This is a genomic window from Enterococcus sp. GPZ-007 (genome assembly GCF_059374735.1).
On record NZ_JCAFYN010000002.1, the window covers coordinates 25,719 to 48,100 of the forward strand.

A 22,382-nucleotide genomic window follows, 5' to 3' on the forward strand; every position below is an offset into this window, starting at 1 on the left:
TGAAACTATTTCTTTTTCTATTATGTTAAAATATTTATAAAAACATTAATAATGTTAGGGGGGATGTTAAATAATCCTGTCGGATTATTTAACGTTTAATTATGAAAAAGAGTAAATGGTTATGGTGCCTGTCAGTCGTTTTGTGTTTACCGTTATTTGGTTTTACAAACTCTAGTGAAGACCTATCCTCTGGAATACTTTCGTCAATGAGTACAGTTCAATCAGAAACGAATAGTAGTTTAGCTAGCTCTGAAACTGAACAGACAACAGAAAGCTCAGAATATGTTTCTGAAGTGTCATCATCTTCGGTAGTTTCTAACGAAGAGACATCGATGAGTGAAGAAAATCAAATTACAAAAAAGGCAGAACACAGTATACAGGCAGAGCCAGTGGGCGATAAGTTTTTTATTTCAATCCACGATGAGAATTACGTTTTATTTAAGAATCTAGATGGTGAAACAATTGATGATGGACGAAAGAACTATCAAAAAACGTTTGCTGTACAAGAAGTTACCAGCAATGATGGAACAACATACTATCTTTTAAGTAACTCTAAGCGTGAAATAGGTTATATTAATCCAGATAGTACTGAAAAGGTAACTAGTGAGGAAGGAAAACTATTTTCTGAGTCTAATACTTATGGTAGTATAATATCCGCTGATGCAGAGCTATTCACTACGGATTTTAAACAAAATGGAACGACGAAAAATTTAAAAGATCAAACTTTTGAGATCGCAGGCTATTATAATCACTACGATGAGAAAGTATATTATTTATTAAAAAATTCCACTGATCAATCAATCGGTGTGGTAGAGGAATCTGCAGTTGAAAAAGCAGACAATCAAGCAGGTATCAAGCACTCTGTGAATGACTATTATTCTGTTATGAAGAAAGATCAAAAAATTTGGAAGGATCTAAATTTTGATGAGTTGGGAACCACTGCATCAATCAATGAAAAAACTTTTAGTGTTAAGGAATGGTATTACCATTTTAACGGGAAAAAGTATTATGCACTTTATGATAATGGTGGAATATTCAGAGGGTTTGTTGAAGAAGGGACAATAAAGAAGGCAAGTAGTTCTGGTGGAATATGGCGATCAATGAATCAATATATCACTATTACAAAGAATAATTGGGCAATCTGGAAAGATTTTAACTTTAAAAATGGGAATTCTACTAAAGGCCTGTACCAACGTACCTATAAAGTTACTGGATATTATAATCATTTAAATGGATCGAAATATTTGTCTGTTTATGATAGTAAAGGTATTTGGCAAGGCTATCTTAATTCAGAAGGCGCTGAAGTAGTACAGACTCTAGGAGGGAAATGGTATGGAACCAATCAGTATATAACAATTACAAAGAACAATTGGACCATTTGGAAGGATTTCAATTTTAAAAATGGAAGTTCGACTAAAAGTTTATTTCAGAGAACGTATCGAGTAACAGGCTGGTATCGCCATTATAATGGCATAAAATATTTATCAGTCTATGATAATAAAGGCAAATGGATGGGATATTTAAATGAAGGCGGAGCACAGACAGTAAATAACCCTGGAGGCAAGTGGAATGGCGTTAATCAATATATCTCCGTTACTAAAAACAATTGGACCATTTGGAAGGATTTCAATTTCAAGAATGGAAGTTCAACAAAAAATCTCTATCAACGTACGTATCGAATAACAGGCTGGTATCGCCATTATAATGGCACAAAATATTTATCAGTCTACGACAATAAAGGCAAATGGATGGGATATCTGAACGAAGATGGAGCACAAACGGCAAATAATCCTGGCGGTAAATGGAATAGTACGAATCAATACGTGACCGTAAATAAGAATAATTGGAGCATTTGGAAAGATTTTAATTTTCAAAATGGAAGTTCAACTAAAAATTTACACACAAAAACCTACCAAGTAACTGGTTGGTATCGCCATTTTAATGGAACCAAATACTTATCTCTGTATGACAATAAAGGGAAATGGCAGGGCTATTTGAATGAAGGTGGTGCTGCTAAAGCGGGTGGTGCCCAAGGAACTGGTTTTTCTATGAATAAATCGGTTCTAGTAATAAAAAGTGGATATTCTATATGGAATAACTTTAGCTGGAAAGAGAAGACTAGAACGAATTCACTGATCAATAAAACTTATCAAGTCAAGTGGTATTACAAACATATGAATGGTTCAACTTATTATTCGCTTTATGATGCTAATGGCAAATGGTTCGGTTATGTTAATAGTGGAGCAGTCAGAGAGCGAAGAGGTGTGTCGCATTATCTAGGAAATACTCGTCAAAAAGTACTCAATGAGCTAAATGCACATCAAAATGATCGTTTTTACTTAGGAACGCCATTCCGCTTAGCTGGTTTCAGCAATCCAGAGATGTTTTTAGTTCCTAATGGTGTGCCGAGTGTATACGGACCAGGTATGAATTGTACTGGGTTCGTTGCTACTGTCACTCGAAGAAGCGGTGGAAACTTAAATCGCATTTCAGGAATAACTTCTGGAGTTGGTGGGTACGTGAATGCTTATAATTGGCGAGATGCCTTAACCCGAAATGTTGAGTATTATTCGTTTAGTTCGATTGATGCTTTATTAAGAAGCGGAAAAGCGCAAAAGGGCGATCTTATTTATCTGGAAGCCGTTTTTACAAATCCTACTTATGATTGTCATATCGGGATTTTCTGGGGAAATAGCCCGAGTGAGAACAGATTCTGGCATCAAGTAATTGATGGCAATAAAATATCTCACATCTATTCCGGTACCCCCTATTCAAAAGTGTACCTTTTCCCACAAGATTAGAAATGTAAAAATATGCATTTTTAAAGTTTAAAATTTCTTTATATAATCCATCTGAAACTTTGATTAAAAGCGGTCAAAATCTACTGATTTGACCGCTTTTTGTTCTTTTCTTTTTTATTACTTTTTCTAGGAATGCTACTTTTTTTTTAGGGTGTATGGTAAGATGTGAAGTGGATTATTTTGTGGATTAGGAGTGTTTGTATGAATAAAAGTGGCGAATGGAGCGCTGCCCGCCGTTTTTTTATTATTTTAGTGGACGTGGTTGTTTATAATTTCTCTGTTTACCTTAGCTTTTTGCTAAAATTTGGTGGAGAAATTCCAGCAAGAAACTTTCAAACATTTGAAAGTTCTGCATTATTTACTTCGCTGTTCTTCATTATATTAAATGTTTTACTAGGGACGTACGTTTTTTATAATAGAATCGTCAGTGACATTTTTTTTGTGACGGTTATTGGGCAATTCTTGATGTCCTTGGGTATTATGATCATTACTTTTGCTGGACGTTGGTTCGCTTTTCCCAGAACGGTAATTTTGATTTCATTTTTACTTGGTACAGTATTATTGATTGTCTATCGTACAATCATTTATAAAGCCTATATGAAATTGAGCTCTGATAAAAAAGTGACAATTCTTGGTTTTGAAAAGGATGTAGCACCAGCGATTCAAAACTTTAGTTCACAAAAAAACAATAAACATAAAGTAGAGTCAGTTGTTTTAGATCACTTCTATGATAACTTGTTTAAAATCATTAGTAATGTAGATATCGTATATTTGGCATCAGACATTCCTGAGGCTGAAAAAATCAAAGTATATCAATTAGTAACTAAAGAAGAAAAGAAATTGTTTCTAAATACAACCTTTGAAAACTTAGTGACGATTAATCCGAATATCATGAACTTTGAAGATGAAAGTATTATTGAGTCATCTGGATTCAGGATTCCTTCAGAAGATGCTATGTTTAAACGCCTTTTTGATATTGTGGTTTCTTTGATTTTACTGGTAATTGCATCGCCCTTTATGTTGATTACCGCAATTTTAGTAAAAGCAACATCGCCTGGTCCAGTTATCTACAAGCAAATTCGAATTACTCAGGATCAAAAGGAGTTTCCTATATATAAGTTCCGTTCCATGAGCGCAACAGCGGAGTCTAAATCAGGACCAGTTTTAGCTAAAAGTAATGATGCTCGCGTAACGCCTGTTGGAAAATTTATCCGTGCTGTTCGTTTTGATGAACTACCTCAATTGATTAACGTGCTAAAAGGGGATATGTCCATTATTGGTCCACGTCCAGAACGACCTTTCTTTGTTGAGCAATTTAATCAAGAAAATCCCTATTATTATCTACGCCATAACGTGCGCGCTGGAATTACTGGTTATGCTCAGGTTTATGGTAAATATGTTTCGGACTACAACAGCAAATTGAAATTTGACTTGCTTTATATCAAGAAATACTCTTTCATGTTGGATTTAAAAATCTTGCTGCAGACCATCAAAATATTATTTGATAAAGTTTCTTCACAAGGTCTGGAAGAAGACGAGGTTTGCACATCGTTAGATAATATGGACTTTCCAAAAGAGAAAATCTTACAGTAATTTGAGGTGAAAGAATGTCCAAACCAAAATTTAGTATTATAATTCCGATTTTCAATGCTGAACTAACCATTACCAAGACTATCGATATATTGAAGAAAATGGATTACTCGAATTTTGAGGTTTTACTCATTAATGATGGTTCTACTGATGAGACTGAAAAAGTAATTAATAATTATATTGCAGGAGATACAAGATTCACTTTGTTTAGTAAAAAGAATGAAGGACCTGGATTAGCTAGAAATTTCGGAATTGAGCAAGCAACGGGTGACTATCTGCTTTTTTTTGACGCAGATGATTTTCCTAAGCAAACCATACTAGATGATTATTTGAGTATCATTTCTGATAATCCTAACCTTGATTTGATTATAAGTTCATTCACTTTCAGAACTCTAAATCAAGAAAAGATTGCTGATGAAAAAAATTATTTAGTGGATGATTATGTTTATAATAATAATGAAGGATTTTTATCTGACATGTATGAATTGATGAATAAACAATTGATGTATGTCGTGTGGAATAAATGCTATCGACGGGACATTATTATGGATCGAGATATACGTTTTAAGAATTATAGTAGTTGTGAGGATCGAATTTTCAATTTAGACTATTATAAACATTGTTCTAAGGTTGTAATGAACTCAAAAATTGAGTATATTTATGAGTTTGAAGGCGGCCTAGGAATTACGAATCAGTATAATAAAAATAAGTTTGCCACCTTTAAAGAGTTTTACGAACGTAGTAATGCAATTACAAATGATGAAAATAAAGATGGAATGGCTGCATTATTACTCAAAGGGACAACATCTGTCATTTTTTCGATTTTGGAAACAGAAAAAATTAACAAGAGTCAAAAAAAAGTTGAAATTAATAGAATTTTGCTTGATAAATCGGTTTTAGATGCAAAAAGAATAGCTAAAACTGATACCATAGCAAAAAGAATTACCAAGATACTTTTTAATATGCCAAAGCCTTTGTTTTTACTGGTGCTTAATACTGGTGCTTTTGTTGAGACAAGGATGCCTGGATTAATGGCATTATTAAAGAGAAAATATTAGCGATTGAGGGATCATATGTACAGTAAAGACAAGCAATTACGTCAAGTACAAGAAACTAGCTTAAAGCTTGCAAAGTATTTTTCTGATTTTTGTGATCGGAATGGATTGTTATGCTATTTATGTGGTGGGGGAGCAATAGGTTCAGTTAGGCATCAAGGCTTTATTCCTTGGGATGATGATTTAGATTTTTTTATGCCTAGGTCAGATTATGAAAAATTACTGGTTTTGTGGAAAGATCAAGAGAGCGATAATAAATTCGTTTTATTGAGAGCTAGTAAGAATTACAATGATCGAAATTCGTTCACAACGCTTCGAGATAAAGAGACTACTTTTATCAAGACTTATCAAGAAGACTTGGATATTAGTCATGGCATTCAGATTGATATTTTTCCTTTAGATGTTGCTCCAGGAAAAAAATATCAAAGAAAAATCCAAAAGTTTTGGGCACTAGTTTATGCTGTATACTGTAGTCAACAAGTTCCCCAAAATCATGGCGCTTTTTTTGCGAAATTAGGAAAATTGTTATTGAATCTGGCCCCTAGTCAATTGAATAAGTATCATGTTTGGAAATATGCAGAAAATAGGATGACAAAGTATAATTCAAAAGAAACTGATTTTGTTACTGAATTATGTGTAGGTCCTAGGTACATGGGTAATGTCTACCGTAAAAAAGATTTCTCTGATGCTAAAAAAGTTCCTTTTGAGGATACAGAATTACCAATACCAATTGGCTATGATAATTATCTATCAAATGTTTTCGGACACTACATGCAGCTACCTTCAGAAGATCAACGAGTGACGCACCACGAAACAGTATTTATTGATCCAGATAATGCTTATACAAAATATAAAGGTATTTATTATTTAACCAACAAGGAGGATAAATAAGTGATTACAGCATTAATTATTGCCGGCGGTGTCGGAAAAAGAATGGGACAAGATATACCAAAACAATTCATAACAATTGAAGGTAAACCAATCATCATCTATACTCTTGAGTCTTTTGAGCAACACCCGCTGGTTGATCGGGTATTAGTGGTTTGTAAACATGGTTGGGAAGAAACACTTTGGGGATACGTGAAGGAATACGGACTTAAAAAGATTCAATGGATTATTCCTGGAGGTTCTAAAGGACAGGAGTCTATCAATAATGGTGTTCAATTTCTTAAAGAGTATTCGGAGGAAGATGACACAATCATTATTCATGATGGAATTCGTCCTTTAGTTGATGAAATTGTATTGTCAGATGTAATCGTTAAGTGTCAAGAGCATGGAAATGGAGTTACTTCATTACCATATAACGAGCAAATTTTCTTAAAGGATACAGAAGAAACTACGAAACAATATATTGATCGTAATACCTTACGCAGAGTTTCTACTCCTCAAGCCTATCAGTTTGGTAAACTTAGCTGGGCGTACGACAAGGCAATCAAGGAAGATGTTGGAATGACTGATTCTTCTTATACTAATACCATGATGGTCGAATTAGGGGAAACATTGTATTTCGCAGCTGGATCTGACAAGAACATCAAATTAACCACACAGGATGATTTAGAACTTTTCAAAGCATATTTAAAGATGAAGGACTAGAGGTGGAAGTGTGTTATTAGAAAATGAAATCTATCTTTCTGAGTTAGATAGAATCAACCAGGCAAAAAATGACTGGAACAAGATTGATAACCATTCATTTTTGATTATCGGTGCAACTGGAATGATTGGTTCCTATATGATAGATGTTTTAATGAGAAGAAATGAGAAACTAAATGCAAACATCCATGTTTTTGCAATGGGAAGAAGTCTAGATCGCTTAAGATCAAGATTTTCAATGTATCTGGACTCTAGCCTTTTTCATATGGTAGAAACAGATGTCACTCAACCAATTGCATTAGATGATAAAGTTGATTATGTTCTCCATGGAGCTAGTAATACACATCCCAGAGCCTATGCAACTGATCCAATCGGAACAATCATGACAAACTTAATGGGCACGCAACAAGTTTTAGATTTTGCTGTCCGTAATCGTTCAAAGCGAATTGCTTTTCTCTCAACTGTTGAAATCTATGGTGAAAACAGAGGAGACGTGGAGAAATTTTCAGAAGATTACTGTGGCTATATTGATTGTAATACATTGAGAGCAGGATATCCTGAGGGAAAAAGAGCTAGTGAGAGTCTTTGCCAAGCATATATTGCAAAACATAAATTGGATATTGTTATTCCGCGGATTTGTCGTACTTTCGGGCCTACAATGCTATTAAACGATTCAAAGGCATCATCGCAATTCATCTTGAATGCTGTTAATGATGAGGATATTGTTTTGAAGAGTGAAGGTAATCAATATTTCTCTTATGCTTATGTTGGAGATGTGGTATACGCATTGCTCTACTTGTTAGCAATTGGTAAAAATGGTGATGCGTACAATATTGCTGTTCCAGAATTTGATTTACATTTAAAAGATTTAGCTAAAGTGCTAGCTAGCTTTAATAAGAAAGAAGTTATTTTTGATTTGCCTGATGAAGAAGAACGAAAAGGGTTTTCGACAGCGAATCAAGCTATCCTAGATTCAAATAGAATTAATTCCCTCGGTTGGAAAGCACTATTCGGAGTGAATGAGGCTTTAAAAAATACAGTAGAGTTAATCAGAAATGAGCGAATTTAATGTGTGAAATAAGTATTATCGTTCCTGTCTATAATGTAGAAAAATATTTAAGGAAATGTGTTGATTCTATACTAGATCAGACTTTCAAGGACTTTGAACTGATTTTAGTAGATGACGGATCGCCAGACAATTCTGGTGCTATTTGTGACCAATATGCTAAAGAGGATGCTCGTGTCAGAGTAATCCATAAAGAGAACGGCGGATTGAGTAGTGCGAGAAACGCTGGAATTGAAATTGCCAAAGGTAAATATTTAGGCTTTGTGGATAGTGATGATTATATTGCTGAGGATATGTATGAAGTTTTATTTAATCAAATTATAGCCTACAATGCCAATATATCAACGATAGAAATGATAGATGTCTATGAAAATCGAGTGACTAAAGTATCCAACAAAAAAAAAGTACAGCTTATTAATCAAAAAGATGCTATTAAGGCAGTTCTAGATAGTACGGATGTTTTTGCCTATGCTGTGAATAAACTTTATCAAAAAGAGCTATTCAATAAGGTGCGCTATCCAGAAGGTAAAATTGTGGAAGATGCTTTTATCATTATGGATTTGTTACTGCAGTGCGATAGAGTCGTTTCAAATACAGAACAAAAATACTTTTATTATAGAAGAAATGATAGTATCACTGGATTAGCTTTTTCTGAAAAAAATTTTGATGTTATAGAAGCATGGGAGTATAATGGAAAATTGATTAAGAAAGTATACCCAGAACTCATAGATTCTATTCAGAGGAGAATTTGTTGGTCCTATTTTGATGTATTGGATAAGATGGCTTTGAGTGATGAAAAAGGGATGAAAGAAAGCAGAAAACAAATCGTGAACTTTCTTCGTTCTAATTTTACATTTATAATGAAGAATTCAGTATTTACAAAAAGTAGAAAATTATCAATGATAGCTTTGATGATCAGTAATTCTTGTTATGATTTATTAGCAAAAATAAAGTATAATCATGTGGTTAAAAAAAATAGTTGATAAAGTTTTAATTTGTCAAAAGGAAGAATGGATTTTATGAAATATAAAGAAAATGTGTTGCTCCAAAGAGGGAAAAATATTTTTATAATTGGGTTGTTACTACTACTGATTAGTAGAGCGGTCGGACCTTACAGCTTATTGCCTTCAATTATTGATAATGTAATATTTTCATTTTTAGCAATTTTTGGAAGTATCGTCTTAGCTGCAGATTTTTTTACAAGAATATTGAAAAGGAATCGTTGGACTTATGATACATTACTTCTTTTGTTCATTGTTATTATGATTATTTCAAGTCTTGTCAATATGAAATATGGAATTTTTGCAAACATTAAATTCATCATATGGGAGGCATTATACTTTTTCATTGTCTATGACCACGGTGTAAGTTCCAACCAAAAAGATTCCGAACAATTATTGTCTTGGATTAGTGGTATTCTGATTACTGTTTGGACGTTTCTAGTAGTAGTTTCACTCGGAATGTTCTTGACGCAATTTCATTATTTGATTCAATTAACAAGGGTAAACCCATTGAGAATTGGCATGCTTGAGGGCCGTTTATTTGGGGTTTTTTCTGATCCAAACTATGGATCAGTAATGTGTGTCGTTACTATTTTCTTAAGTCTATATTATCTTTTCAGCAAAAAATATAAAAACAAATGGTTGATTGCAGGTATTTGTCTGTCAATTTTTCTAAATATTAGTTATATCGTATTATCAGGATCTAGAAATGGACTTATTACGCTATTATTGACAAGTTTTGTTTTTGTATTCTTCACTATGTATCAATTTCAAATAAAAAAAAATACAAATTTAGGGTTAACTATTTTCTTATCTATTTTAAGTGGGATAATAGTCGCCGTAGTTATCTTTTTAGTGACTAAGTTAATTAAAACCGGATGGTCATATTTTCCACAGTTTTTTGAAAAAAAACAATCTCAAGGAAAAATAGAAGGCAAAGTTAATTTGACTAGACATGATGTTTCGGAGAGTTCGGATGTATCTAATTTACGTTTCACTATTTGGAAAAGTGCTTTAGAAATTTTTCAATCTAACTGGCTATTTGGAACATCTCCGAAAAACATGATTGCATATGCACAGGATGTTTTACCTAATACTTATATTGCACAACGTAATTTTTCGGTCCATAATGCTTACTTGAATACGTTAGCTTCTACTGGGATTTTTGGTGGAATAACTTTTATTGCCTTCATTGTCAGCAAAGCTGCCAAGGTAATAAATTTTCTATTCAAACCGATAGCCAATTTTTTATCTCAACGTTTTGTATATTGCATTTGTGGTGTTTTTGCACTAGCTTTTTCTGGTTTTTTTCACAATGAAATGATTTTAGTGAATATTTCAGGAGCATTTTTATTCTGGTTTTTACTGGGGAATGTGATGGGGAAATTGAACGAGGAAAAAGAAGAACAGAATTTGCATTGAGAGGAATAATGTCTATGAATAATAATTTAGAATCTAAAATATTCCGAATAGTGTTTGTGTTAAAAAGTATTCTTCTTAGAGTTGGAAGATATGGGGTATTCTACTGTTGCTACCCATTCCTAATGTTAAAACCACTCAACAAAAATAAAATTGTGGTTTCCAGTTATTTTGGCAAAGGCTATGGTGATAATCCAAAGTATATTTGTGAATACTTATTATCTCAGAGGAAGGATTTAGATATTGTATGGTTATGTAAACCAGAAGTAATCGAAACTCAAGCTATGCAATTTCCGATAGGAATTCGTTTGGTAAAAAATAGATCAATAAAAGCCCTTTTTGAAATGTTTTCGGCAAAAATTTGGATAGATAATAGTCGAAAAAGTTTTTATCCTCCAAAACGAAAAGGTCAATTTTACTTGCAGACTTGGCATGCTGGATTTGGATTAAAACGAATCGAAAATAATGCTGTCGAAAAGTTAAAACCAAGATATGTAAAATTAGCAAAAAAAGACTCCGAAATGTGCGATCTGCTTGTATTTGAGAGCTCTAAATTGTTCAATAATATTGGAAAAATGTTTTGGTACGAAGGAGAAATTTTCAGGGAAGGAGTTCCTAGAAATGATGTAATTGTAAATAATGATCCTGCTGTAATTAAGAAAGTTTACAAAAATTATTCTATTCCTTCAGAAAGAAAAATTGTGCTCTATGCTCCTACATTTAGGGCAGGTGAGCTTGTAGAAGTTAACTCCGAATTTTTAGAGAACGTAAGAAAAACAATTTCTGTGAAGTTTAATAAAGATTATGTATTACTTATTCGTTTACATCCCAATGATACAGAAAATAAGAAATTGATTCTCGGAGATATTAATAACACCAATATCATTGATGCTTCTAATTACAATGATATGCAAGAGCTGTTATGTGCTACTGATTTACTAATAACTGATTACTCGTCAACTATTGGCGAAGCTTTGGTTTCTGATAAAAAGTGCTTTATTTATGCTTATGATTATGATAAGTATAAACTAAATAGAGGATTGGTAATGGACTTAATTGATTTACCTTTTCCAGTAACGATGGACCAAAATTCCTTTCTTGATAGTATCAGAAATTTTGATTTGAATGAATATTTGCTGAGTGTTCGAAGATTTAAAGATGAATTAAATATTTCCGAATCCGGACATGCAAGTCAAACTTTAGGAGATCGAATACTATTGGAAATGTCAAAATAGGAAGAAAACTTAATGTATAGGCATTTGCTAATGTTCTCTTTTGTTTAAAATTATTCCGAAAGGTCGTATATTGAGTTAATATGGGTAAATACAAAAAGTTAGTAGGAAATTCGTTTATATTTGCAGTAGGAAATTTGGGAAGTAAATTAATTTCATTTGTCCTAGTTCCACTATATACATATTATCTTACGACTAAAGAATATGGACAAGTTGATTTAGTAACAACAACAGTCAGCTTAATGATTCCAATAGTATCTGGAGGAATATCTGTTGCTGTTTTGCGCTTTGCGTTAGATAAAGGCGTAGATAAGAAAGCCGTGGTTACCAATTCAACAGTAATAGCTTTAATAGGTATCTTAATTACTGCTCTCTGCTATCCTTTATTGTCCTTAACCGGAGCGTTTAATAAAATATTATTGGCGTTTATAACGCTGTTAGCAATTCAAATTTTCACACAAATAATTGCTCAATTTGCCAGAGGTAATGGTCAAGTAAGAGTTTTTGCCTTTAACGGTATGATTAAGACATTAGCAATCGGATTATTGAATATTTATTTTTTAGTGGTTTTAAAGATGGGCTTGAATGGTTATCTTATTTCTCTAATACTTGCTGAAATTATTTCTTTGATCTATCTTTCAATAACGACGCCATACTTTAAAAGTTTTTCGGCTAAACTGATTAGTAAAAGTTTTATCAAAGAAATGCTAATGTTTTCTGTTCCGACAATTCCCAATGACGTATTATGGTGGTTTGTGAACAGTGCCAGCCGGTATTTCATTCTATATTTTTTAGGAGTAGGAGCAAACGGAATTTATGCTGTAGCAAACAAGATACCCTCAGTGATTTCTATGATGCAGTCTGTATTTTCTCAAGCTTGGCAGATTTCATTAGTTGAAGAGATTGATTCTGAGAATCGTGGTGAGTTCCATGCAAATATTTTTAAATATTATGCATTTTTACTTTTTTTTACTGCATCTTCAATTATGGTCATATTGAAGTGGTTATTGGGTAATCTTGTTCAGAGTTCATATTTTACCAGTTGGGAAGTCACTCCATTTTTATTAATTTCAGCGATTTATTCAGGGTTTATTGGTTTTTATGGGCAATTTTATATAGCAGAAAAGAAAACAAGAGGATTAATGAATACTTCAATTATTTCTGGTATTTTAAGTATTGTTCTTAACTTTGTGTTTATTTCAATGTTCGGCTTAATAGGTGTCGGGTTGGCCTCTATGATAAGTTTGTTTGTTGGTTGGATGATCCGAATCTATGATACAAGTAAGTTTATTGTTGTCAAAATAGATATTAAGAATATTGTAGCAAATCACATTGTCTTAGCTCTTCAAGTTTTTTTAATTTTTAAATTCGATGGACTAATACTAATAATCTTGGAGACTATCTGCTTAATAATCCTGTTGTTTGTAAATGGAGATATTGTAAAAGGAACGATTGAAACAATAAGACGTACTATTCGTTCAAAGAAATAGAATTTTAATCAGAGGTGGATAATGTAATGAGAAGTATCTTAATCACAGGTGGAGCCGGCTTCATCGGTTCTACTTTAGCCAATCATTTATCTAAAAAAAGTTCTGTAATTGTTCTTGATGATTTATCGATGGGGAAAGAGGAGAACTTAGTAAAAAATTCAAACCTTACATTTGTTAATGGTTCAGTTACGGATAAAGAGCTAATGAATGAAATTCTTTCAAAAAATACTTTCGACTATATTTTCCATCTGGCTGCAATTGCTAGTGTGGCAGATTCAGTCGAGCGTCCGGTAGAAACACACCAAATAAATTTTGAAAGTGTTTTGATGCTGCTAGAACTAATCAAAAAATATCAAAAAGATTTAAAACGGTTAGTTTTCAGCTCATCAGCAGCAGTTTATGGAGATGAGCCAACTTTACCTAAGAAGGAAGAATCTGTAATTCGTCCGCTAACTCCCTATGCAGTTGACAAGTTTGCTGCAGAGCAATATGTATTGGATTATAATCATCTGTATGGTATACGCACTAGTGCTGTGCGCTTCTTTAATGTTTATGGACCAAATCAGAATCCAGAATCACCATATAGCGGTGTTATCTCTATTTTAGTAGATCGGTACAAAAAACTACAAAAAGGAGCAGAGGCTGAATTTACTTTGTTTGGAGACGGTTCGCAGTCACGCGACTTTGTCTTCGTCGAGGATGTTATTCAGGCTTTATTACTTGTAGCGAGTAAAGAAGATTCTTTAGGTAGACAGTTTAATGTTGGAACTGGAGAGGCAATTGATTTAAATGAACTAATTAGAGTAATTAATGAAGCATTAGATATCAAGTTGCCTGTAAAGTATGAAGCAGAAAGAGATGGAGATATTAAGGACTCAGTTGCTGATATTTCCAGACTAAAGAGTTTAGGATTTAAACCAAACTTTAGTGTTCAAGCAGGCATGAGAAAATATTTAGAATCTGAAAATTTGATTTAAAAGTCGGAGCGCATCCGACTTTTTTTTGGTATTATGATATATAGTTGTGAAGTTAGGAGAGTAAACATGAACAATGAAAAAATAGCTATCCTTATCCCTTGCTATAATGAATCGTTAACGATAAAAAAAGTAATTAATGATTTTCAAAGGGAACTGCCTGAAGCGGATATCTACGTCTATGACAATAATTCAACAGATAATACGTACGAAATTGCACTGAATGAAGGAGCAATCGTAAAAAAGGAACCACGCCAAGGGAAAGGAAATGTTATACGTCAGATGTTTTTTGATATAGAGGCAGATTACTATTTGATGGTAGATGGTGATGATACGTACCCAGCTGAAAACTCTAAAGAGCTAATTGCAGCTTTAAAAGAAGGCAGAGCGGATATGGTGATTGGAGATCGATTATCCAACGGGACGTATTTTAACGAGAATAAACGAGCCTTTCACGATTTTGGAAATAACTTGGTCAAGAACTCAATCAATGGTTTGTATCAAGCGGATATCAAGGATGTAATGACTGGCTATCGCGGATTCAACCGAATGTTTGTTAAGAGTTTTCCCGTAATGAGCTCAGGATTTCAAATTGAAACAGAATTTACAATACATGCTTTAGATAAGCGTTTTAAACTGGTAGAGATTCCGATAGATTATCGTGACCGACCTGAAGGTAGTGAATCGAAGCTAGATACTTACTCTGATGGGATCAAAGTTTTATTGACGATTTTGAAGATGTTCAAAGATTATAAGCCGTTATTGTTTTTCTCTGTTATTAGTCTAATTTTCTTTTTGTTTGGACTGATTTTTGGTGTACCAGTGATCAATGAGTTTGTTCGCACAGGTTTTATTACTAAAGTGCCTTCTTCGATATTAGCAACAGGCTTAATGGTTTTTTCGTTGTTGTTGTTAATTACGGGATTAATCCTGGATACAGTAGTCACAAATGCCAAAAAAGAGTATGAGTTAAACTTGTATCGTTTGTATGAAGAAGAAAGTAAAAAGAAAAAAATATAATTTCCTTAACTAAATAAATTTTACATTTCCCTCCTCTTTCATTTCATGTATAATGGTTAAAGTTATGACATGAAGTAAGGAGGAGTTGTTTTTGTCTGAGGATCAAAACCAACACTCAGAAGAAGGATCTTTTAAAGAGCAGATTATGCGGGCTTTAGAAGAGGGAAAGAAAAATCGTGATGTAGAGTCAACCAAAAAAAAGACGACGAAATCTGGAACTTTAGGAGCAAAGAAAGATTCTAGCGATGATGACGATTTAGCTTCGTCTTATGAGCGCTTATTTGGCAACAGACAAAGTAAGAAAACATCAGCGGTCTCTGAGCAGAAGTCTAAGCCAGTCGAAAAGAAAATAGAAAAAAAGGAACCACCGAAAGAAAAAAATATTTCAGATGATAAAGTTTCTGAAACAGAGGTTGAGTCACCAAAAGAAACTAAGAATACAACTGTTGAAGAAAAGAAAGCTATTAAAAAGAAAGAGCAAAAGTCTGAACCTTCAAAAGTACCAAATAAAAAAGCATTATCCCGTCATTTAGAATCTTATAAAACCGCCAAAGGTGCTGCTGTTGCAAAGAAATCGATAGATCAGGTTGAAAAGCAGCCCAAAAGTGATGGAAATACTGAAGAAGAACCATCAATTTTCCACCGTTTAGGTGAGAAGTTTGATGAGCTTCGTAGTATGGATGATGAGTTTGAAGGGGATTTAAGTGAGGAGAGCAACTTGAAACGAGCAGAACGTCGCAAAGAGGATCGGGTCGTCCGCAAAATCGTTTATATATTGACGATTGGGATTTTGATCGTCGCCGGAATTTTAGCAATCTCAGGCTATAATTATGTCAGTGCTGGGTTAAAGCCGTTAGATAAGAACGATAAAAAACTTGTACAGGTAGAAGTTCCAAGTGGATCTTCAAATCGTCAGATAGGTGATATTTTAGAAGAAGGAGATGTCATTCGCGATGGGATGGTCTTTAACTTTTATACGAAATTCAAAAATTTAACGAATTTTCAAGCGGGTTATTATCAATTTTCACCTAACATGACATTAGATCAAATCAGTAAGGAGTTACAGCAGGGAGGCAGTGCTGAACCATTGGACGATGCATCTAAACTAACTGTTCCTGAAGGCTACGATGTTGATAAGATTGCCAGCTTAGTTGCTAAAAAGACAGACTTCAAGAAAGAAGATTTCATCAAAGTAATGAAAGATGAAAAATTCTTCGATCAATTGAAAGCTCAGTATCCTGATTTGTTAACAGACGCCGGTAATGCCAAGGACGTGCGTTATCGCTTAGAAGGCTACCTATTCCCAGCAACCTATAATGTTCACAAAAATAGGAGTCTGGAAGATTTAGTGACACAGATGGTTGATACGATGAATCAAGTATTAACCCCTTACTATAGTCAAATCAAAGAAAAAGGGTTAACTGTCCAAGAAGTCATGACTTTAGCATCATTGGTGGAAAAAGAAGGCGTCACTCAATCTGATCGTAAGAAGATTGCACAAGTCTTCTTTAACCGAATTGAAGCACAAATGCCGCTGCAATCAGATATTTCAATTCTATACGCGTTAGGTGAGCATAAAGAGGTTGTCACGATCAAGGATACAGAAGTTGATTCGCCGTATAACTTGTATACAAATGCTGGTTTTGGACCTGGACCATTTGATAATCCAAGTCAGGAAGCAATTCTAGCTGTGCTTGATCCAACCGAGAATGATTATATTTATTTTGTAGCTGATATCTCAACTGGAAAAGTTTATTATGCTAAAACTTATGAAGAGCATATGGAATTGGTTGAAAAATATGTCAATAAAGAGAAATAAACAATTTACATTACAGTAATTACGTGGTAATCTTTTGTGGATAAAATCTATAAAGGATTACCTTTCGTAATTTTGTTGATTGAAGGAGAAGAAAAATGGTAGAAAAAACATATCCAATGACTCTAGAAGGAAAAGAAAAGTTAGAGCAGGAATTAGAAGAATTAAAAACAGTAAAACGTGGAGAAATTATTGAAAGAATTAAAATCGCTCGCAGCTTTGGCGATTTATCTGAAAACTCTGAGTATGAATCTGCTAAAGATGAACAAGCTTTTGTTGAAGGACGTATTAGTACTTTAGAAAATATGATTCGTTTTGCGCAAATTATTGACAACGAAAATGTTGACTCAGATGAAATCTCAATCGGCAAGACAGTAACTTTTGTTGAACTCCCTGATGACGAAGAAGAAGAATATACGATCGTTGGGAAAGCCGAAGCAGATCCATTGACTGGTAAGATTTCAAATGATTCACCGATTGCACAAGCGCTGATTGGTAAAAGCGTTGGAGATATAGTGACAATTGCGACACCAGGCGGAAACATGGAAGTCAAGATCGTTAATGTAAAACAAAATTAGAAATAAACGTAAGAGGCGCTGGTCGCCTCTTTTATTTTAGGTTCTATTGACGGAGGTTGCGACCTTAGACCGATAGTAATTAGAACGTAAAGAAAGTAGAATAAGGTATAAATAAAAAGTTGGGAGGAAGACAAAATGAAAAGTCCGTGGCGCTTTTTCATTGTAATTGAAGCCTTGCTTGCAATTTTCTTATTATGGCAATTATCTTCAAATCCTGCGATGTTGATTATGCTGCTTTTTGGCGCATTAAATATATACTGGGCATTGCGAAAACACCGTCGTCGAAAATTTCAATTGATCTTAGGCTCTGTGATTTTAATCATCTGTTTAGTGAATAGTCCTGCGACTTGGTTGATGTTGATTTTTGCTGTAATATTTCTTGGCCTTAAGGGGTTTGAAATTGCAGGCATCTCCATGCCGAATCGATCCTTAAAGAATAAAAAGAGCATCGTGATGGTGGAAACCACCGATCCGACGAGTCATAATGGCGAGCGGAAGAAACAAAGCTGGATTGGAAATGATCGAATCGGGACACAAGTTTTCGAGTGGGATGATATTAACGTGGCAGTTCTAGCTGGAGATACGATCGTTGACCTAGGAAATACATTACTGCCGAAAGAGGATAGTATAGTGATTGTTCGTAAGGGTTTTGGAAGGACACGTATATTAGTTCCTTATGGGATCGGTATTCTTTTCGAACATGCGACATTGTATGGGAAAGTTGATTTTGATGAGGACACACAGGTTCTTCGTAATGAAACAATCAAGATGTATAGTGAGGATTACGATGAAAGTCCTCGAAGATTAAAAATTGTGACCAATACATTGGTTGGAGATGTCGAGGTGATCCGCGTATGATGGGGAAATATTCTCGTTTACAAATTTCCCTTTATTCTGGGCTGATCTCCTTTTTATTGATTCTGACAACGTTATTTTTGTACATGTACGCAATTGGTAAAAAGCAGATGTTTGGGCAATTGTTTGTAGCACGAATTTTTTATATCCCTTTATTTGTTCACATTATCGTCATTTCCTTGACTGTGAGTGCGGCAGTCTATTTTCTTGTGACGTTTTTAGAAAAACGACAACTGGGAAAAATCGAAGGGAAACTACAGAACTTAGCTTCTGGTGATTACGATCAGCCTTCTTTAGATGTTGCCATCTCTCAAAATAAAGAGATGCTTCTGGTAGATCATGATATTAAACGGATCAAAGAAAAACTAGTCAGTATGTCACGGGAACTGCAGCAATTAAGTAATCAGCCGCAAATGGTGGATGGGACGACTAAAGAAAAGATTTTAGAAGAAGAACGGCATCGTTTAGCCCGAGAATTGCACGATTCAGTTTCTCAACAGCTGTTTGCGACGATGATGATGATGTCAGCCCTGAATGAGCAGTCTCAGCATTCGGAAGAACTAGAGCCCTACAAAAAGCAACTGGCGATGGTAGCCGATATTATCAACGCGGCTCAATCAGAAATGCGGGCATTGCTTCTTCATTTACGACCTATCAGTTTAGAAGGAAAGAGCCTGCGGCAAGGGATCGAGCAGCTGCTGAAAGAGCTGCAGACAAAGATTCAGATTCAATTAAAATGGGATGTCCAAGATATCCAGGTTTCGGCTGGTATCGAAGACCAATTGTTCCGTGTGGTACAAGAATTACTCTCCAACACGCTGCGTCACGCGAAAGCGAATGAGTTGGAAGTCTATCTGAAAATTGTTGGTCAGAGCATCTTGCTGCGTGTCATCGATGATGGGGTCGGCTTTGAAGCTAAAGATGAACATGCTGGGAGCTATGGACTGCGAAATATTCGTGAACGAATCGCTGGGGTTGGCGGCTCAACTAAGATCATCAGTTTCAAAGGTCAAGGAACGAGTATTGAGATTAAAGTTCCGGTTGTTGAAGATGCCAATTCAAACATTGAAAGCTCATTAGCAGCGAATGGAAATGAATAATCGTTTTAGTAATTTAAAATTCTGTTGTCAGATAGTGTCTGGCAATGTCAATAGAAGCGAAATAAGGATGTCAGTTCAAATAATAGTAGGATTGCATTATAGTTGAATGACAAAGGTCATACAAATCGAATATACAAGGAGGCAGAATATGATACGAGTGTTATTAGTGGATGATCACGAAATGGTGCGTTTAGGCGTTTCTTCTTATCTATCGATCCAAGCGGATGTAGAGGTCGTTGGCGAGGCGGAAAATGGCGAGGAAGGCTACGAGAAGGCAATGGATCTTCGGCCGGATGTAATTTTAATGGACTTAGTGATGGAAGTAATGGATGGAATCGAATCAACTAAGAAAATTTTGAAGGAATGGCCAGAGGCTAAAATCTTGATTGTAACCAGTTTTATCGATGATGAGAAGGTCTATCCAGCAATTGAAGCAGGGGCATCTGGTTATCTGCTGAAAACATCGACTGCTCATGAGATTGCGAACGCTATCCGAAAAACATTCAATGGTGAGCGGGTCCTAGAACCAGAAGTGACAACAAAGATGATGGAGCAATTATCAAATCGTAACCGTCATGTTCTGCATGAAGAATTGACGAATCGCGAACAGGAGATATTGCTATTGATCGCGCAAGGAATGAGTAATCAAGAAATTGCCGATGAGTTATTCATCACGTTGAAAACAGTAAAAACACATGTATCCAATATTTTGGCTAAGCTGGAGGTAGAAGATCGGACACAAGCAGCGATCTATGCCTTTAAACACGGGTTGATAAAATAGAGAGTTCATCTCTGTTTTATCAACCCGTTCTTTGCTATACTTAGAAAGTGAAATAAAAAATGACTAGTTTAGTGCGAGGAGATAATATGAAACAGAGTTTTGTGATCATTGGATTAGGTAGATTCGGTGGTAGTATGTGCCGGACACTGATTGAATCGGGACAAGAGGTTTTGGCGATCGACAGCAGCGAAGATCGTGTAAATGAGTATATGAATATCGCCACTCATGCCGTAGTCGCAAACGCACAGGATGAGATGACTTTACGATCGTTAGGTATCCGTAACTTTGATCATGTGATTGTGGCGATCGGTGAGGATATCCAAGCGAGTATCTTAGTGACTTTGATGGTCAAAGAGATGGGTGTGCCAAACATCTTAGCTAAGGCGCAAAATGAATACCATGCGCGTGTGTTAGAAAAGATCGGTGCTGACCGCGTCGTTCATCCTGAACGTGATATGGGGCAGCGAATTGCGCATAATCTAGTTTCAAAAAATATCTTAGATTATTTAGAGCTTTCAGATGAATTCTCTTTAGCAGAAATTAATGTAACCAATCGGAAATTCTATGGGAAAACGTTAGATGAACTGGACTTTCGTCAGCGCTTTGGCTTGAATGTAGTAGCGATCCGCCGTGACAACCAAGATCCGATCGTAACTCCGCCAGCGGAAGAGGTCGTGCAAAAGAATGATCATTTAGTGGTGATCGGTCGTGATGAAGACGTAGATTATTTAGATGAAAAAATGAATGGATAGGTGGTTCAATAAATGAAGTTAACAATAACACCAAAAGCCCAAGAATGGTTCAAACGCGAACTTGAATTAGAAAAAGGACAAGGCATCAAGTTTTATGGCAAAGTCTATGGAAAAACACAGGTACACGATGGTTTTTCAGTAGGAATGTCAGTGGATAATCCAGAAAGTCCACTTGTGAAAACAACACTAGAAGATCAACTATTTTATATTGAAGAGGCCGACGAATGGTTTTTCAAAGGATACGATCTAGTCGTTGATTACGATATAGAACTAGATGAACCTAAGTATGAGTTTAACCAAATTTAGGAGTGGCTTGAATGATATCAGTAATTGTTCCTTGCTTTAATGAAGAGGAAGCAATTCCTCTTTTTTTTGCGGAGATGGAAAAAGTAAAAAAGGAAGTCTCTCATAGCTTTGAGTATATTTTTATCAATGATGGTTCAAAGGATAAAACCTTAGAAGTTTTGCGGAATTTAGCACTGAGGTACGATTATGTTCGATATATTTCTTTTTCACGCAATTTTGGAAAAGAGGCGGCACTTTATGCGGGGTTGCAAGCATCAACTGGTGATCTTGTAACTGTCATGGATGTTGACTTACAGGATCCGCCAGAGCTACTTCCACAAATGATTGAGATGATCGAAACAACAGACATTGATTGTGTTGGAACTCGCCGGGCAGACCGCAAAGGTGAACCACCAATTCGCAGTTTTTTTGCAAAGAAATTTTACCAATTAATTAATCGAATTAGTGAAACAGAGATGGTCGATGGCGCGAGAGACTATCGCTTAATGACCAGACAAATGGTGGATGCAATTTTAGAATTAACTGAACACAACCGTTTTTCAAAAGGGTTATTTAGTTGGGTTGGATTCAAGACAGAATATATTTCATTTGAAAATCGTGAACGTGCAGCAGGAGAAACGTCATGGTCATTTTGGAAATTATTCAATTACTCAATTGATGCAATAGTCAATTTTTCGGATGCACCGTTGAACATTGCTTCGTTTGTAGGAGCTTTTTCCTGCTTAGTTGCTGTGATCGCAATGATTTTTATTATCGTGCGTGCTTTACTTTTTGGTGATCCGACAGCGGGGTGGCCGTCAATGGTGACAATTGTCCTCTTCATAGGAGGGGTACAATTGTTGTGTATCGGTATCATTGGAAAGTATATTGGAAAGATTTTTATGGAAACTAAGAAACGCCCAGTATATATTGTCAAAGAGACTGAAAAAAAGTTGGAGAAATAATCTCCAACTTTT

General features: G+C 35.0%; 20 protein-coding genes. All 20 read left to right on the plus strand.

The features are described 5' to 3' along the window. Nucleotides 1-206 precede the first annotated feature (206 nt). The 20 genes from AC4J95_RS01860 to AC4J95_RS01955 all read left to right on the plus strand — a co-directional run bounded on the left by AC4J95_RS01860 (nt 207) and on the right by AC4J95_RS01955 (nt 22,370). Entirely contained in the window at nt 207-2,801 is a 2,595-nt protein-coding gene (locus AC4J95_RS01860) for a hypothetical protein (protein WP_494548372.1), read from the plus strand. Between the two features lie 201 nt (nt 2,802-3,002). Next, nucleotides 3,003-4,394, plus strand: a complete 1,392-nt coding sequence (locus AC4J95_RS01865) for a sugar transferase (protein WP_494548373.1) — start codon at nt 3,003-3,005, stop codon at nt 4,392-4,394. 14 nt (nt 4,395-4,408) lie between these two features. Then, the gene (locus AC4J95_RS01870) at nt 4,409-5,449 is read left to right on the plus strand and encodes a glycosyltransferase family 2 protein (protein WP_494548374.1); all 1,041 of its coding nucleotides are present in this window, start codon (nt 4,409-4,411) and stop codon (nt 5,447-5,449) included. A 15-nt stretch (nt 5,450-5,464) separates the two neighbouring features. Further along, nucleotides 5,465-6,337 carry a LicD family protein gene (locus AC4J95_RS01875; protein ID WP_494548375.1) on the plus strand — a complete coding sequence of 291 codons (873 nt, stop codon included), beginning with the start codon at nt 5,465-5,467 and terminating at the stop codon, nt 6,335-6,337. Beyond that, on the plus strand, nt 6,338-7,039 hold the full coding sequence (locus AC4J95_RS01880; protein WP_494548376.1) for an IspD/TarI family cytidylyltransferase: 702 nt from the start codon (nt 6,338-6,340) through the stop codon (nt 7,037-7,039). Nucleotides 7,040-7,049: 10 nt separating this feature from the next. Next, on the plus strand, nt 7,050-8,105 hold the full coding sequence (locus AC4J95_RS01885) for an NAD-dependent epimerase/dehydratase family protein (RefSeq protein ID WP_494548377.1): 1,056 nt from the start codon (nt 7,050-7,052) through the stop codon (nt 8,103-8,105). After that, complete coding sequence (locus AC4J95_RS01890) at nt 8,105-9,085, plus strand: glycosyltransferase family 2 protein (protein WP_494548378.1); 981 nt, start codon at nt 8,105-8,107, stop codon at nt 9,083-9,085. The genes AC4J95_RS01885 and AC4J95_RS01890 overlap by 1 nt, the downstream gene beginning before the upstream one ends. A gap of 36 nt (nt 9,086-9,121) precedes the next feature. Beyond that, on the plus strand, nt 9,122-10,525 hold the full coding sequence (locus tag AC4J95_RS01895) for an O-antigen ligase family protein (protein WP_494548379.1): 1,404 nt from the start codon (nt 9,122-9,124) through the stop codon (nt 10,523-10,525). 14 nt (nt 10,526-10,539) lie between these two features. Then, on the plus strand, nt 10,540-11,757 hold the full coding sequence (locus tag AC4J95_RS01900) for a CDP-glycerol glycerophosphotransferase family protein (RefSeq protein WP_494548380.1): 1,218 nt from the start codon (nt 10,540-10,542) through the stop codon (nt 11,755-11,757). 80 nt (nt 11,758-11,837) lie between these two features. Next, nucleotides 11,838-13,244: a lipopolysaccharide biosynthesis protein gene (locus AC4J95_RS01905; protein WP_494548381.1), complete on the plus strand. Its 1,407-nt coding sequence runs from the start codon at nt 11,838-11,840 to the stop codon at nt 13,242-13,244. A gap of 26 nt (nt 13,245-13,270) precedes the next feature. Then, nucleotides 13,271-14,221: an NAD-dependent epimerase/dehydratase family protein gene (locus AC4J95_RS01910; protein ID WP_494548382.1), complete on the plus strand. Its 951-nt coding sequence runs from the start codon at nt 13,271-13,273 to the stop codon at nt 14,219-14,221. A 66-nt stretch (nt 14,222-14,287) separates the two neighbouring features. Next, nucleotides 14,288-15,238 carry a glycosyltransferase family 2 protein gene (locus AC4J95_RS01915; RefSeq protein ID WP_494548383.1) on the plus strand — a complete coding sequence of 317 codons (951 nt, stop codon included), beginning with the start codon at nt 14,288-14,290 and terminating at the stop codon, nt 15,236-15,238. Between the two features lie 676 nt (nt 15,239-15,914). After that, nucleotides 15,915-17,057, plus strand: a complete 1,143-nt coding sequence (mltG, locus tag AC4J95_RS01920) for an endolytic transglycosylase MltG (RefSeq protein WP_494548513.1) — start codon at nt 15,915-15,917, stop codon at nt 17,055-17,057. Nucleotides 17,058-17,152: 95 nt separating this feature from the next. Continuing rightward, nucleotides 17,153-17,632: a transcription elongation factor GreA gene (gene greA / locus AC4J95_RS01925; RefSeq protein ID WP_494548384.1), complete on the plus strand. Its 480-nt coding sequence runs from the start codon at nt 17,153-17,155 to the stop codon at nt 17,630-17,632. A 135-nt stretch (nt 17,633-17,767) separates the two neighbouring features. Continuing rightward, the gene (gene liaF, locus AC4J95_RS01930) at nt 17,768-18,490 is read left to right on the plus strand and encodes a cell wall-active antibiotics response protein LiaF (protein ID WP_494548385.1); all 723 of its coding nucleotides are present in this window, start codon (nt 17,768-17,770) and stop codon (nt 18,488-18,490) included. After that, complete coding sequence (locus AC4J95_RS01935; protein WP_494548386.1) at nt 18,487-19,587, plus strand: sensor histidine kinase; 1,101 nt, start codon at nt 18,487-18,489, stop codon at nt 19,585-19,587. The genes liaF and AC4J95_RS01935 overlap by 4 nt, the downstream gene beginning before the upstream one ends. 148 nt (nt 19,588-19,735) lie before the next feature. After that, nucleotides 19,736-20,368 (plus strand): response regulator transcription factor, encoded by a 633-nt coding sequence (locus tag AC4J95_RS01940; protein WP_316403330.1) that lies wholly within the window; start codon nt 19,736-19,738, stop codon nt 20,366-20,368. Between the two features lie 86 nt (nt 20,369-20,454). Next, nucleotides 20,455-21,120, plus strand: a complete 666-nt coding sequence (locus tag AC4J95_RS01945) for a potassium channel family protein (RefSeq protein ID WP_494548387.1) — start codon at nt 20,455-20,457, stop codon at nt 21,118-21,120. A 12-nt stretch (nt 21,121-21,132) separates the two neighbouring features. Further along, the gene (locus tag AC4J95_RS01950) at nt 21,133-21,426 is read left to right on the plus strand and encodes a HesB/YadR/YfhF family protein (RefSeq protein ID WP_494548388.1); all 294 of its coding nucleotides are present in this window, start codon (nt 21,133-21,135) and stop codon (nt 21,424-21,426) included. A gap of 11 nt (nt 21,427-21,437) precedes the next feature. After that, nucleotides 21,438-22,370, plus strand: a complete 933-nt coding sequence (locus AC4J95_RS01955) for a glycosyltransferase family 2 protein (RefSeq protein WP_494548389.1) — start codon at nt 21,438-21,440, stop codon at nt 22,368-22,370. The last annotated feature ends 12 nt before the right edge of the window (nt 22,371-22,382 follow it).